This window comes from Cryobacterium sp. TMT2-10 (genome assembly GCF_004403075.1).
Classification (GTDB): domain Bacteria; phylum Actinomycetota; class Actinomycetes; order Actinomycetales; family Microbacteriaceae; genus Cryobacterium; species Cryobacterium shii.
This window is the reverse complement of record NZ_SOGW01000065.1, coordinates 1-12985: the sequence shown is the minus strand read 5'-3', so window position 1 is coordinate 12985 and position 12985 is coordinate 1. Positions and strand designations below refer to the sequence as shown.

Annotated in this window: 14 protein-coding genes; 6 read left to right on the top strand and 8 right to left on the bottom strand. The window is 71.3% G+C overall.

Features of this window, described 5'->3' with window-relative positions; genetic code table 11:
* The 3 genes from E3T37_RS07535 to E3T37_RS17185 all read left to right on the top strand — a co-directional run.
* The coding region (locus tag E3T37_RS07535; RefSeq protein WP_134366187.1) for an SGNH/GDSL hydrolase family protein at window positions 1–816 on the top strand (816 nt) is incomplete at its 5' end.
* A 144-nt stretch (window positions 817–960) separates the two neighbouring features.
* Window positions 961–1302, top strand: coding sequence for a metalloregulator ArsR/SmtB family transcription factor (locus tag E3T37_RS07530; RefSeq protein ID WP_241976211.1), 342 nt, complete (start codon window positions 961–963; stop codon window positions 1300–1302).
* A gap of 93 nt (window positions 1303–1395) precedes the next feature.
* On the top strand, window positions 1396–1563 hold the full coding sequence (locus tag E3T37_RS17185) for a hypothetical protein (protein WP_206750636.1): 168 nt from the start codon (window positions 1396–1398) through the stop codon (window positions 1561–1563).
* 160 nt (window positions 1564–1723) lie between these two features.
* On the opposite strand, the gene E3T37_RS07525 is transcribed toward E3T37_RS17185, so the two are convergent.
* The 8 genes from E3T37_RS07525 to E3T37_RS07490 form a co-directional block, all read right to left on the bottom strand.
* Window positions 1724–3331, bottom strand: coding sequence for an NADH-quinone oxidoreductase subunit C (locus E3T37_RS07525; RefSeq protein WP_198415999.1), 1608 nt, complete (start codon window positions 3329–3331; stop codon window positions 1724–1726).
* A complete protein-coding gene (locus E3T37_RS07520; RefSeq protein WP_198415997.1) occupies window positions 3328–4908 on the bottom strand; it encodes a proton-conducting transporter membrane subunit in 1581 nt (526 codons plus the stop codon). The genes E3T37_RS07525 and E3T37_RS07520 overlap by 4 nt, the downstream gene beginning before the upstream one ends.
* Window positions 4908–5564, bottom strand: a complete 657-nt coding sequence (locus tag E3T37_RS07515) for a hypothetical protein (RefSeq protein ID WP_134366186.1) — start codon at window positions 5562–5564, stop codon at window positions 4908–4910. Before E3T37_RS07515 ends, E3T37_RS07520 begins: the two co-directional genes overlap by 1 nt.
* An 8-nt stretch (window positions 5565–5572) precedes the next feature.
* Entirely contained in the window at window positions 5573–6520 is a 948-nt protein-coding gene (locus E3T37_RS07510; RefSeq protein ID WP_134366185.1) for a respiratory chain complex I subunit 1 family protein, read from the bottom strand.
* Entirely contained in the window at window positions 6517–8535 is a 2019-nt protein-coding gene (locus tag E3T37_RS07505) for a proton-conducting transporter membrane subunit (protein ID WP_134366184.1), read from the bottom strand. Before E3T37_RS07505 ends, E3T37_RS07510 begins: the two co-directional genes overlap by 4 nt.
* Complete coding sequence (locus E3T37_RS07500) at window positions 8532–9017, bottom strand: NADH-quinone oxidoreductase subunit B family protein (protein WP_134366183.1); 486 nt, start codon at window positions 9015–9017, stop codon at window positions 8532–8534. Before E3T37_RS07500 ends, E3T37_RS07505 begins: the two co-directional genes overlap by 4 nt.
* Before the next feature lie 90 nt (window positions 9018–9107).
* Window positions 9108–9725, bottom strand: a complete 618-nt coding sequence (locus E3T37_RS07495) for an LON peptidase substrate-binding domain-containing protein (protein ID WP_134366182.1) — start codon at window positions 9723–9725, stop codon at window positions 9108–9110.
* A 31-nt stretch (window positions 9726–9756) separates the two neighbouring features.
* A complete protein-coding gene (locus E3T37_RS07490; protein WP_134366181.1) occupies window positions 9757–10275 on the bottom strand; it encodes an Lrp/AsnC family transcriptional regulator in 519 nt (172 codons plus the stop codon).
* Window positions 10276–10408: 133 nt separating this feature from the next.
* Between E3T37_RS07490 and pdhA the strand changes: the two genes are divergently transcribed.
* The 3 genes from pdhA to E3T37_RS07475 all read left to right on the top strand — a co-directional run.
* Window positions 10409–11533, top strand: a complete 1125-nt coding sequence (gene pdhA, locus E3T37_RS07485) for a pyruvate dehydrogenase (acetyl-transferring) E1 component subunit alpha (protein WP_134366180.1) — start codon at window positions 10409–10411, stop codon at window positions 11531–11533.
* Window positions 11533–12603, top strand: coding sequence for an alpha-ketoacid dehydrogenase subunit beta (locus E3T37_RS07480; protein WP_255572772.1), 1071 nt, complete (start codon window positions 11533–11535; stop codon window positions 12601–12603). Before pdhA ends, E3T37_RS07480 begins: the two co-directional genes overlap by 1 nt.
* Window positions 12600–12985 (top strand): biotin/lipoyl-containing protein (locus tag E3T37_RS07475; protein WP_304992513.1); only part of this gene is annotated, 386 nt, incomplete at its 3' end. The genes E3T37_RS07480 and E3T37_RS07475, both read left to right, overlap by 4 nt.

Here is a 12985-nt window from a genome sequence, read left to right as displayed (position 1 = left end):
CCGACCGCCGCCCCGGCCGCCCCGACCGCCGCCCCGGCCGCCGCCGCCGGCGCGGTCGCGAGCTTTAATGCTCCCCGGGCCACCTCTTACGCGCCGCTGGAGTATGTCGCCCTCGGCGACTCCTTCACCGCCGGACAGGGCGCCCCACCGTACTCCGACCTGAACTGCCTGCGCAGCCGGTACAAGAGCTACCCGGTCATCACCTCCTTGCTCAGCCCGTATCGCTTGATCGCGAACAAGGCGTGCTCCGGGGCGCGCCTGGCCGACATCCCGGCCCAACTGGTTGGCGTCGGCACCTCAACGAAGCTGGTCACCCTGACGGTCGGCGGCATCGACGCCGGGTCGACCGAGATCCTTCGGGCCTGCGCCCCGGACCCGGGGAGTGCGGACTGCGTTGGGGCCGTGCAGGCAAGCCAAGCCACCCTGTCCGACCCGGCCTTCGTGGCCGCCCTGGCCGGGACCTATGGCCAGCTCGCGGCGACCCTGCTGAATGCCCGCGTCGCCGTGCTGGGCTATCCGCTGTTGTTCAAGCCCGGGGCCTCCCCCCTGGGCGACCTGGTCAACCAGGGAACCGGAGCGTTGAACCTGGCGATCCAGACGGCCGTCGGGGTCACCCCCGAGCCGGCCGGAGTCGACCGGATTCGCTACGTCAACGTGACTGACGAGTTCGCCGACCATGGAATCGGGTCTCGTGTGCCCTACATCGCCTTCGACCCGTCGAACGTGATGGCACCGAGCAACTTCCACCCGAACGCGCTCGGCAACACCCTCGGTTACTACCGGGCGCTGGCCAACGACGGCGTGCTGCGCCGTTGAGAGCCGCAGGAAGCGCTCGCGGCCGCGCGGCCGCGAGCGCTTCCTGCGTGTCTGCGGACGTCCGACGCCATCCAGGAGACCGGCACCGACGTCACCAGAGGTCGGCTATTTGAAAGTATTACAAGTTAGCGATATGATCAAACTGTGTCGACGACCGGACTGCCCATGGCCCAATTGAAGTCCGAGCTGTTCAAGGCCCTCGGGCATCCGCTGCGCGTGCAGGTACTCGAACAGCTGGTCGAGGGCGAACGCTCGGTCGGCAGCCTGGCCGAGGCGCTCGGCGCGGAGTTGTCGAACCTCTCCCAGCAGCTGGGGGTGCTTCGCCGGGCCGGCGTGGTGCTCACCCGACGCGACGGCAACACGATCTTCTACGCGCTCCGCGACCCCGACGTCGCCGAACTCCTCGCCGTGGCGAAACGGATGCTGGTGTCCACCCTCGAGGACTCCCACGCCCTGCTCCGCACGATCGAGCAGGAATCCCGGTAGCCCGAGTCCCGGAGCCCCAGCCCGAGCCCGAGCCGCGTCCCGCCACGTTGCCACCCGAAGCCAACTCGTGGCGCAGGTTATGGTCGCAGGCGCATGTTCCAGCCTGCGCCCGCGGCCACAACCTGCGCCACGACGCTCGGCGCCCAGCGGATGCCGCGACGCTCGGCGCCAGCGGGTGCCGCGACGCTCGGCGCCAGCGGGTGCCCCGCGGGTGCCGAGACGCTCCCGCGTCGCGCATCCGTCGCCCATCCGTCGTCGTAGTCGTCGCCCGTTCGCCGACATCCGCTCGCGGCGCAGGTTATGGCCGCCGGCGCACGTTCTATCCTGCGCCCGCGACCCCAACCTGCGCCGCGACGCGATGCGTTGGGCGGGTGCCGCGACAGGTGACCGACGGATGCCGTGACGCGGCGCTTCAGCGCGGCTACAGGTCGTTGCCCGCGTAGGACTGGTTGAAGCTCTTGTTGACCAGGGGGAAGTCCGGCACGATCGTCTCGGCCAGGGCCACCGGCAGGGCCGGCCAGTTGAAGTACGACGGGTCGACGACCTTGATCCGGGTGATCACGCCGTCGGGCCCGAGCTCGAGTCGGTGGCAGATGGTGCCGCGCCAGCCCTCGACCAGGGACAGGCCCGATGCCGCGGGTGACACGGATGCCGCGGATGATGCGGCCACGGGGGTCGAAGTAACGGATGCCGCGGGCGTAGACGCCCCGGACGCCGCGCTGCCGCCCTTCTGCGGTGCCGGGGCCGGCGCCGGGGCCGCGCCGCCGCCCCGGTGCGAGCCGAGCCGCCCGATCAGGTCGATCGCCACGTTGATGGACACCTCGAATTCGCCCGCGCGCACACGGTAGCGGCTGAGCACGTCGCCGCCGGTCTCCGTGACCACGTGGAAGTGCTCGCCGAGGTCGACGAACGGGTGGTCCCGGCGGGCGTCCGTGTCGACGCCGGAGGCACGGGCCACGTAGCCGAGGGTGCCCATCGCCTGCGCCTGGCCGACGGGCAGCGGGGCGGTGCCGGTGAACCGGTCCCGCACGATCGCGTGCCCGAGCGTGATGGCGATGATCTCCTGCACGTCGACGGCGACCCGTGCGAGGTCGGTCGGGTCGGGCAGGGCCAGCACCGAGGCTCCACCGATCGTCAGGCCGCCGCGCAGGAACCGGTGTCCGGTGACGGTCTTGTTGATGCGCAGCAGGGTCTCCCGCAGTCGCTGGGTGTGCGAGTGCACGATGCCGAAACCGACGTCGTTGGCCAGCGAGCCGAGGTCGGAGACGTGGTTGTAGATGCGTTCGAGTTCGAGCAGCAGGGCGCGCAGCATCCGGTCCGGCTCCGACACGTCGATGCCGCGGGCGGCCTCGACGGCCATCACGTAGGCCAGGGTGTGGCCCACGACGGTGTCGCCGGTGATCTGTTCGGCCAGTTCGATGCCATCCTCGGGGCGGCGACCCTCGAAGAGCCGCTCGACGCCGCGGTGCATGTACCACTGCCGGGCTTCCATCCGCACGATGGTCTCGCCCACGACCGAGAAGCGGAAGTGGCCGGGGTCGATGATGCCGGCGTGGATGGGGCCGACCGCGATCTCGTAGACCCCGGGGCCCTCCACCTCGACGAACGGGAACGACTCGGTGTCGGGTTCGAATTCCGGCGTGACCCGCGCCCCGTGCAGCATGGGGTACCAGCCGCGGGGCCAGTGACCGTGGCGCACGAGCCGGTACGGCTGCGGGTGGTCGGCCGGCCGCAGCCCGAACAGGTCGCGCATGCCGCGCTCGAAGTTGCCGGCGGGATAGGACACGTTCGCCAGGCTCGGCACCCAGGCGTCGTCGTAGGGAACCGGCACGACGAGGTCGATCTGCCGCCGCGGGTAGACGGCCACGAAGGAGTACGCCACGCGCAACCGGTCGCCGTCGTCGTGGCAGGTGACCATCGCGAGCCGGTTGCCGGTCGACAGCAGGTCGGCGGCTTCGGCCGGGAGCTCGTCCCGGGAGAGCGTGTGCACCTCCGGGCCGTCGCTCAGGGAAGGGTTCGTTGTCGTCATTGGATTCCTCCCAGAACGGCGGCCGCGCGGGCCAGCAGCGTGCCGACCGGCTCGGCGATGAAGGCCACCACGGCCGTGGTCCCGAGGGCCAGGATCAGCGGCAGCCGGGGCCCGTGGGCCGACCGGTCCGGTTCGGCCGGCGGCGCAGCCGGCGCGTCCGGGCCCGCCAGTTCGGCAGGCGCACCGGCTGCACCGGCTGCACCGGCCCCGACGGCCGCACCGGCTGCACCGGCCCCGACGGCCGCACCGGCTGCCACGGCCGCACCTGCCGTGACGGATGCCGCGGGCGCGCCGATCGTCATGGTCACCGTCAGCCGGGTGAGGCTCGCGAAGATGACCAGCAGCAGCACGAGGGCGATGCCGACGACGGCGCCCATGCCGGTCGTCCAGCCGGCGATGATGATGCCGACCTCGGAGAAGAAGATGCTGAACGGGGGGAAACCGATCAGGGCGGCCATCGCGATCAGCCAGGGAACGGCCAGCCCGGGGCGCCGCACGAGCAGGGCGCGCACTCCGTCGATCCGGGGGGTGCCCTCGACCTCGAGGATGCGGCCCGAGATGACGAACAGCGTGGCCTTGGTCAGGCCGTGGCCGAGCACGTAGAGCAGCACGGCCGGCAGCGCCGCCGCGCCGATGGCTGCGCCGACGGCCATCATGCCCATATGTTCGATGCTGGAGTAGGCGAGCATCCGTTTGAAGTCGCGCTGCCGGATCAGCAGCGCCGCAGCCACGAAAAGGGAGAGCAGCCCGGCGATGCTGAGCATGATGCGCAGGAAGTCCGGCCCGATCACGGCGTTCGTGATGGTCTGGATGCGCAGGATGGCGTAGAGGGCGACCGCGAGCAGCACGCCGCTCATCAGGCCGGACACCGGGGCGGGTGCCTGGCTGTGCGCGTCGGGAAGCCAGCTGTGCATCGGCGCGAGGCCGGCCTTGGTGGCGAAGCCGAGCACGGCGAGTGCGCCGCCGGCCCGGATCAGCACCGGGTCGAGGGGGAGGCCGGCCTGGCTCAGCACCAGCCAGGAGAGGGTGGGTTCGCCCGTGCCGCGGGAGGCGGCGTAGATCAGCACGATGCCGAGCAGGGCGATGGCGACGCCGACGGAGCCGAGGATGACGTATTTCCAGGCGGCCTCCAGCGACGACCGGGTGCGGTGGTGCCCGACCAGGAAAGCGGTGGTGATGGTGGTGGCTTCGACGGCGGCCCACATCAGGCCGATGTTGTCGGCGAGCACGGCGAGGCTCATCGCGGCCAGGAACACCGAGATCAGGGCGTCGTAGCTGCCGGCGAACCGGGCGGGGGCGGCCGTGGCGTGGCCGAGCCCGCCCCAGGTGGAGACGAGGCCGACCGCGCCGACGACGGTGAGCATGTACGCGGACAGCGCGTCCGCGCGGAGCAGGCCGCCGCCGAGCGTCGGCACCTGGTCGGCCAGCACCGCGCTGACGAGCAGGAGTCCGGACCCGAGCACGGCCGCGCTGGAGGCAACCGGGGCGAGCCGGCGGAGCGCGGGGACGGGGACCGCGAGGCTGAGCAGGGCCAGGATGACCGGGACGGCGAGGGGCGTCCAGAGGGCGAATGACATCAGTCGTGCAACTTTCTGAGCTGGTCGATGTCCGTGTTGCCGAACTTATTTCGCATCCGGCCGGCGAAGACGTAGAGGATGACCACGACCAGGAGCACGTCGAGGGAGATGCCGAGCTCGAGGAACAGGGGAACCCCGCCACTGGTCAGGAACGCGACCGTGGCGATGCCGTTGTCCAGCACGAGGAAGCCGATCAGCTGCGACCCGGCCTGCCGCCGGGTGACCAGGAGCAGGAAGCCGATCAGCACCATGGCCAGCCCGATCGGGGCCGCGTGGGCGGACACGCTGCTGTCCCCGGCGAGGAGCCGGCTGGCGACGACGTAGCTGAGGATGGTCAGCAGCGCCACGGTCAACAGACCCGCCGTCGGGTTCAGGCGCGGCGCCTCATCCGTGCGCGTCGTGGCCTGGGTCTCGTGGGCGAGCACCCACGGCAGGCCGATGCCCTTGACCAGCAGCACGAGCACGGAGACGATGATGACCTCGGTCTCGCCCTCCTCCACGCCGATCACGGCGACGAGGGCGGCGAGCGCGAAGCCCTGCACGCTGAGCAGGCGGATTGAGGCGAGCAGGGAGTGCCGCCAGACCATCAGGGCGCTGGTCAGCAGCAGGGCGCCGGTGCAGAGGCCGATCAGCTGGGGGTAGATGGTGTCGAACACGGGATCTCCTAAGCGACCAGGTAGGAGGCGGTGACGGCCAGGAGGGCCAGGGCGAACGATCCCGCCAGCAGCTCGGGCACCCGGAACAGGCGCGCCTTGGCCAGGAACACCTCGCCGACGCTGAGCACGACGCCCAGCGCGAGGATCTTGACCGTGACGGTGACCACGCCGACCAGCAGGCCGAGCGGGGAGAACTCGGTCAGCACCCCCCAGGGGACGATCAGGTTACTGAGCAGCCCGAGCAGCGCGGCCAGTTTGAGCCAGGAGCCCAGCTCGAGCCAGGCCAGGTCCCGCCCGGAGGCCTCCAGCACCATGGCCTCGTGCAGCATGGTCAGTTCCAGGTGGGTGGACGGGTTGTCGACGGGCAGGCGGCTGGTCTCGGCCATGATGGCGATCGCCAGGGCGACCATGGCCAGCAGGCTGACCGGAGAGATGATCACGGCCGGGTTCGCCAGCCGGGTCTCCACGATCAGCGACAGGGTGGACGTGCCGGCCGGGATCGACAGCGCGTACACCGCGAGCAGCAGGGTCGGCTCGACGAGGGCGGCGACGGTCATGTGCCGGCTGGAGCCCATGCCGCCGAACGCGGTACCCGCGTCGAGGCCGACCAGGGCCAGCGCGACCACGCCGATCAGCATCACCGACACGATCACGAACAGGTCGCTGGGGATCAGCGGCAGGGGGAGCGTGCCGACCAGCGGCAGCAGCGCGACCAGCAGCAGGCTCGACACGAGCAGGGTGACCGGACCGGCCGCGAGCATCCAGCTGCTGTCGGCGGCGCGCACCGGGTCCTTGGTGAGGAGTTTCCGCACGTCCCGCCACGGCTGCCAGATGCCGGCGCCCGCGCGCCCCTCGAGCCGGGCCCGAACCTGGCGGATCACGCCGATCAGCAGCGGGGAGAGGAAGACGAAGAGCACCAGCTGGACGAGGGCGATCGCGATCGCCGCGCCGGTCACAGGGACACCACGATCAACACGGACAGCAGGGCGACGAAGGAATAGGACAGGTAACGATGGATGCTGCCGTTCTGGGCGCGTCGGGCCAGAATGCCGAACCGCTGTGCGGCGTTCAGCATCGGGCGGTAGAACCGGGTCTCGATCACGTCGGACACGCTCTGTTCCACGTGCACGCGTTCCACCAGGTAGCGGGATTCGCCGACGTGGGTGACCTCCACGTCGCGGGAGGGCCGGAGCACGTCGTCGAACACGCGCACCAGGGGCTCGGCGTAGGAGGTGGCGGTGTACTGCATCCGCGGCCGCAGCCGTGACCCGCCGCCGGCCCAGGGCAGGGGCGAGGTTCGGGTGGGGTGGCGCCGGGCGGAGGCGAAGAGGGCGATCAGCACCGGGACGAGCAGCAGCGCGGCCAGCACCACGAAGGTCGTCGGGTCCAGCACGGCGTCGATGCCGCGGGCGTCGACGCCGGCCAGGCCGACGGTGCGCACGTCGGGCGCGAAGGCGGGGCCCACGGCCGAGGCGATGGCCACGGCCAGCGGCCCGGGGACCAGGCCGAGCGCGATCACGCCGAGCGCGCCGAGAACGAGCGAGACGCGCATGATCACGGGAACCTCTCGGGCCTGTGTCGCCTTCGGGGAGCGGGGGCGGGCGAGGAATGCGATCCCGTAGGCCTTGACGAAGGTGAGCAGGGCCAGCCCCGCGGTCAGGGCGATCACGGCGACGGCGAGCGGCATGGCCACCGAGGCGGTCACGGAGACGACCTCTCCGTCGACCCGGGAGCCGTGGATCAGGGCCTGCAGCAGCATCCACTCGGCGACGAACCCGCTGGTGACGGGCAGGGCGGCGGCTCCCATCGCGGCGGCGCCGAAGGTGGCGGCGGTCCACGGCATGCGGCTGCCGAGCCCGCCGAGCCGGTCGAGGTTCATTTCCCCGGTCGAACGGGCGATCGCGCCGGCGCCGAGGAACAGGGTGGCCTTGAACGCGGCGTGGCTGACCATCAGCAGCAGGGCGGCGACGAGGGCCGCGTCGGCCGCGGCCGTGGCGTCGTCCGCGCGCAGCAGCACGGATGCGCCGAGCCCCAGGAACACCAGCCCCATGTTCTCGGTCGTGGAGTAGGCCAGCAGCACCTTGAGGTTGCTGGCCACCGAGGCCTGCAGGATCCCGTAGAGCGCGGACAGCCCGCCGAGGGCCATGATCAGGACGCCCCACCAGGCCGGCCCGTTCGGCAGCAGCCGCACGCAGACGAGGAGGGCGCCGTAGACGCCGATGTTGACCATCGCGCCGCTCATCGCGGCGGCGACGTGGCCGGGTGCCTCGGGCAGAACCCGGGGCACCCAGACGTGCAGGGGCACGAGCTCGGCCTTGCCGCCGAAGCCGAGGAGCAGCAGCACGAACGCGAGGCTCGCCTGCCAGGAGGCGGGGTCGACGGTGGCCAGCCCGGAGAAGCCGGTGCCGCCGGTGGCCGCGGCCAGCACGGCGAAGCCGGCCAGCACGAAGAAGAAGCTCAGCTGAGACATGGCCGAGTACCAGACGATCGCGGAGGCCACCGTGCCGCGGGTCGCGTGGTGGGCCAGCAGCAGCGCCGTCGACCCGAGGGTCATGATCTCCCAGAACAGCAGGAACGAGACGATGTCGGTCGCCGCGGGCACGAGCTGCATCCCGAACAGGAACACGGCCATCGAGACCCATGAGGTGCGGGACGCCGACGCGACCCGGGCGGAGCCGATCCCGAACAGGGAGGCGAGCACGCCGACGGCGGACACGACCATCATCACGAGGCCGCCGAGCCGGTCGGGGGAGAGCACGAGGGGGTCCATCGGCAGGGCGGTGGGAATCGTGAGCGACCCCTCGCCGCCGAACAGGGCGATCGCGCCGGTGACGATTCCGGCGGCCGCGAGGAGGGCGCAGAGGGTGCCGATCACCCGGGAGCGCCAGCGGGTGCCCACGAGCAGTGCGCCCGTGACGGCGAGGGCCAGGAGCAGCACCTGGCCGAGCATCCCGGCTTCGAGGGCCGTCATCGGCCGGTCATCCGTCGGAGCGCCTCGACGATCAGGGCGGGTTCGGGCGGGTTGCCCGGCACGGCCAGGTCGACGTCGATGAAATCGGGCACCGGGCCGGCGATCCCGTACCCCTCGGCGAAGACGCCGCCGGTGAGCGCGCAGTCGCCGACGGCGATCACGAATCGGGGCGTCGGCGTGGCGTCGACCGTGCGCCGGATGGGCTCGATCATGTTGCGGGTCACGGCGCCGGTGATCAGGATCACGTCGGCATGCCGGGGCGACGCGACCAGACGGATGCCGTAGCGCTCGACGTCGTAGACGGGGCCGAACGCGCTCGACACCTCCTGGGCGCAGTCGTTGCAGCCGCCCGCGTTGATGAAGCGCACCTGGATGCTGCCGCCGAAGACCTCGGCGCCGGGGAAGAAGGCGGGGGCGGGCGGGGCCGGTTCGGCGATGCGTCCGCTCTGCCGGATGAGATCGGTCAGCCGTTTGACGCTCAACTCAGGCTCCGTGGCAGGCGACACATCATTACTTCTTTATATACCTATATGGTGAATTTATCAAATAGATTCGGCAGGGACGATTCGGGGTCAGTCTTCGGGCCAGGGGGCGCTGAGAGCGTCCACGGCCGCCGCGGTGAACTCGAGCAGCGAGGTGAGGAGGCCCTCCATGGTGGTCGATCGCAGGAGCGCGATCTGGTCGAGCGGTCCGAGCGGTGAGATGCCGGCGAGCTGCCACGCGGCCGCCGCCGGGTCGTGGGACAGCTCCACGGTCGAGGGCCAGAGCTGGTCGGCGAATTCGCTCGCCAGTGCCAGTGCGCGGCGCACGGCCTGTTCGGCCTGTTCGCGGAGCGGCAGCAGCTCGTCGTCCCAGTCGAGGGGTTCCAGTTCACGCGCGACCGCCTGGGGGTGCGGGTCCTCCTCGAGCCAGTCGAGCACCTCGATGCGCCGCTCGCCCTGGGCGGTGACGGCCACGAAGCCCTCGGCCGCCTCCACCTCCGTGACCTGGGCGACGGTGCCGATCGCGAATCGGCGCTCGCCGCCGCCGACCTCCTGGCCGCGTTCGATCAGCACGACGCCGAACTCGGCGGGCTCCTCGTGAAGGATCCGGCTGAGCATCACCAGGTACCGGTCCTCGAACACCCGCAGCTGCAGCGGCATATAGGGGAACAGGACGGATCCCAGCGGGAACATCGGCAGGATGGTCACCGGGGCGCCGGTCACACTCGCGGGGGCCGCATCAGGTCGTGACCTCGTCCGGGCTGCCGCCGGTGCTGCCGCTCGGGCCCACCCGGCGGGCGGTGCGCTCCAGCAGCGGGGTGACCCGGTAGGGGATCAGCTCGCCCATCGCGAGGGAGGTCTCGGTGCGGTCGACGCCCTCGCAGGCCAGGATGGTGCCGTCGATGCGGAACAGGTCGTCGGCATCCGTGCAGACCACGCGCACGAGCAGGTCGGTCGAGCCGCTCATTCCGTAGGCCTGCACGATCTCGGGGATCTGGGCGAGCTCGGCGACGATCTGGGTCAGCCGCTTCTGCTGCACGTGCACCTCGATGAAAGCCGTCAGCGGGTAGCCCAGGGCGACCGGGTTGACGCGGCGGTCGAAGGACAGGAAGGCGTTGGACTCCTCGAGCCGGGCCATCCGGGCCTGCACCGTGTTGCGGGAGAGATGGAGCTGCTGGGCCAGCGCGACGAAGGTGCTGCGCGGGTCCGTGCAGAGGGCTCGGAGCAGCTGCAGGTCGACTTTGTCCAGACTGTGCATAATGCTCGACGGTAGCACGCGAGCGGCCCCCTGAATAGGGCAGAATGCTCAATATTTTTGGACATGGTTGTGCCCTGTGTCGCCTGACCGTACGCTCTCTACAACTTCGGCAACGACGCTGGGAGCGGCCATTATGCTCGACATCCTCGCGGGAGACATTCCCGCCACTTTTCTGCAACTCGTGACGCCGGACGGCGTTCGGCAGCCCGATGACCGGCTGGATCCGTGGGTCGAGGACGTGACCGGGGCGCACCTGGTCGCCCTCTACCAGGACATGGTCGTTGTGCGCCGCATCGACGCCGAGGCCACCGCGCTGCAGCGCCAGGGCGAGCTCGGCCTGTGGCCGCCGCTGCTGGGCCAGGAGGCCGCGCAGGTCGGCTCGGCCCGCGCGCTCCGGCCCGACGACTTCGTGTTCCCAAGCTACCGCGAGAACGCGGTGGCGTACTGCCGGGGCGTGGCGCCGGCCGACATCGTGCGGGTGTGGCGGGGCAATGCGCAGTCCGGCTGGGACCCGTACGCCTTCGGGATGGCGACGCCGAACATCATCATCGGCGCCCAGACCCTGCACGCGACGGGCTGGGCCATGGGCGCCCTGGCCGACGGGGTCGACTCGGTCGCGGTGACCTACTTCGGTGACGGGGCGACCAGCCAGGGGGATGTCAACGAGGCGCTCGTCTTCGCGGCCAGCTTCCAGGCGCCGGTGGTGTTCTTCTGCCAGAACAACCAGTGGGCGATCTCCGAACCGGTCGGGGTGCAGGCCCGGGTCAGCATCGCCGACCGGGCGCCCGGTTTCGGCATTCCCAGCCTCCGGGTCGACGGCAACGACGTCCTCGCCGTGATGGCCGCCACCCGGATCGCCCTGGACCGCGCCCGCACCGGCGGCGGCCCCACCTTCATCGAGGCCGTCACCTACCGGATGGGGCCGCACACGACGGCCGACGATCCCACCCGCTACCGCCCCGCCGGCCAACTCGAGGAGTGGGCGGCGAAGGACCCGATCCTGCGCCTGCGGTTGCTGCTCGACGGGCTCGGCCTGCTCACCCCGGAGGTCGAGGAGCAGACCAGGGCCCGGGCGGATGCCACGGCCGCCGTACTCCGCGCCGGCTGCATCGACATGCCCGACCCGGAGCCGCTGAGCGTGCTCGCCCACGTCTACACCACCCCCCACGCGGCCCTGGACGGCCAGCGCGCGAACTACGCCGCCTACCTGGCCGGCTTCGAGCAGACCAGCAGTGACTCCACCGGAGGGAAGGCCTGATGACCATGACGACCATAGTGAGACCTTCCCCGTCCGTGGCCGGCCCGGCACCGACATCCGTGCCCCTGGCCACGCCGGTGCCGCTGACCGGCACGACCACCCTGACCCTGGCCAAGGCGATCAACGCCGGCCTCCGCCAGGCGATGCTCGACGACCCCAAGGTGGTGCTGCTCGGCGAGGACATCGGCACGCTCGGCGGCGTGTTCCGGGTGACCAGCGACCTGCTGGCCGAATTCGGCAAGCGCCGGGTCGTCGACACCCCGCTGGCGGAGTCCGCGATCATCGGCACCGCGGTCGGGCTCGCCTACCGCGGCTACCGCCCGGTCTGCGAGATCCAGTTCGACGGCTTCATCTTCCCCGGCTTCGACCAGATCGTCAGCCAGGTCGCCCGCATCCACTACCGCACCCAGGGCGCGGTGCGGATGCCGATCACCATCCGGGTGCCGTTCGGCGGCGGCATCGGCGCAGCCGAGCACCACTCCGAGTCGCCGGAGGCGTACTTCACCCATACCTCGGGGCTGCGCGTGGTCGCCGTCTCCAACCCGCAGGACGCCTACAGCCTGATCCGCCAGGCGATCGCCTCCGACGACCCGGTGCTCTACTTCGAGCCCAAGCGCCGCTACCACGTGCCCGGCGCGGTGTCGCCGGAGCTCGGCGCCCCGATGGAGAGCGCCCGGGTCGTGACGCCCGGCACCGACGTCACGCTCCTCGCCTACGGCGCGCTCGTGGCCACCGCGACGGATGCCGCGATCGCCGCGTCCGACGAGGGCGTGTCGATCGAGGTGATCGACCTGCGCTCGCTGTCGCCGGTCGACTACGCCACGGTCGAGGCCTCCGTGCGGAAGACCGGCCGGCTCGTCGTCACCCACGAGGCGGCGCGCACGGGAGGGCTGGGCGGCGAGATCGTGGCCGTCGTCACCGAGCGCTGCTTCGAGTACCTCGAGGCGGCCCCGGTGCGGGTGACCGGCTTCGACATCCCCTATCCGCCGGCGAAGCTGGAAAGCCACCACCTGCCCGACCTCGACCGCATGCTCGACGGCGTCGACCGTGCCCTGGGGAGACGACGATGATCAAGGTGTTCCGGCTGCCCGACCTGGGCGAGGGCCTGACCGAATCCGAGATCGTGGCCTGGCGAATCGCGCCGGGCGACACGGTCGAGCTCAACCAGCTGATCGCCGACGTCGAGACCGCGAAGGCCGTCGTCGAACTCCCGTCCCCGTTCGCGGGCGTGGTGTCCGAGCTGCACCAGCAGCCCGGCACGGTCGTGCACGTGGGGGAGCCGATCGTCTCGTTCGAGGTGGCGGGCGCGGAGGCTGCCAGCTCCGCGTCGTCCTCGCGCGAGGAGGGCGAGGCGCAGGGGCGGCAAGCGAACCTGGTCGGGTACGGGCCCGCCGTCGAGCGCGGCGGGCGGCCGCAGCGGCGGGCGCGGGCCGGGGCGACGGATGCGACGGG

Bases quoted from the DNA above. Each gene is read 5' to 3' on its own strand.
- E3T37_RS17185 (WP_206750636.1), top strand. From the start codon at position 1,396: ATGTTCCAGCCTGCGCCCGCGGCCACAACCTGCGCCACGACGCTCGGC.
- E3T37_RS07525 (WP_198415999.1), bottom strand. From the start codon at position 3,331: ATGACGACAACGAACCCTTCCCTGAGCGACGGCCCGGAGGTGCACACG.
- E3T37_RS07520 (WP_198415997.1), bottom strand. From the start codon at position 4,908: ATGTCATTCGCCCTCTGGACGCCCCTCGCCGTCCCGGTCATCCTGGCC.
- E3T37_RS07505 (WP_134366184.1), bottom strand. From the start codon at position 8,535: ATGACGGCCCTCGAAGCCGGGATGCTCGGCCAGGTGCTGCTCCTGGCC.
- E3T37_RS07490 (WP_134366181.1), bottom strand. From the start codon at position 10,275: ATGCACAGTCTGGACAAAGTCGACCTGCAGCTGCTCCGAGCCCTCTGC.
- pdhA (WP_134366180.1), top strand. From the start codon at position 10,409: ATGCTCGACATCCTCGCGGGAGACATTCCCGCCACTTTTCTGCAACTC.
- E3T37_RS07480 (WP_255572772.1), top strand. From the start codon at position 11,533: ATGACCATGACGACCATAGTGAGACCTTCCCCGTCCGTGGCCGGCCCG.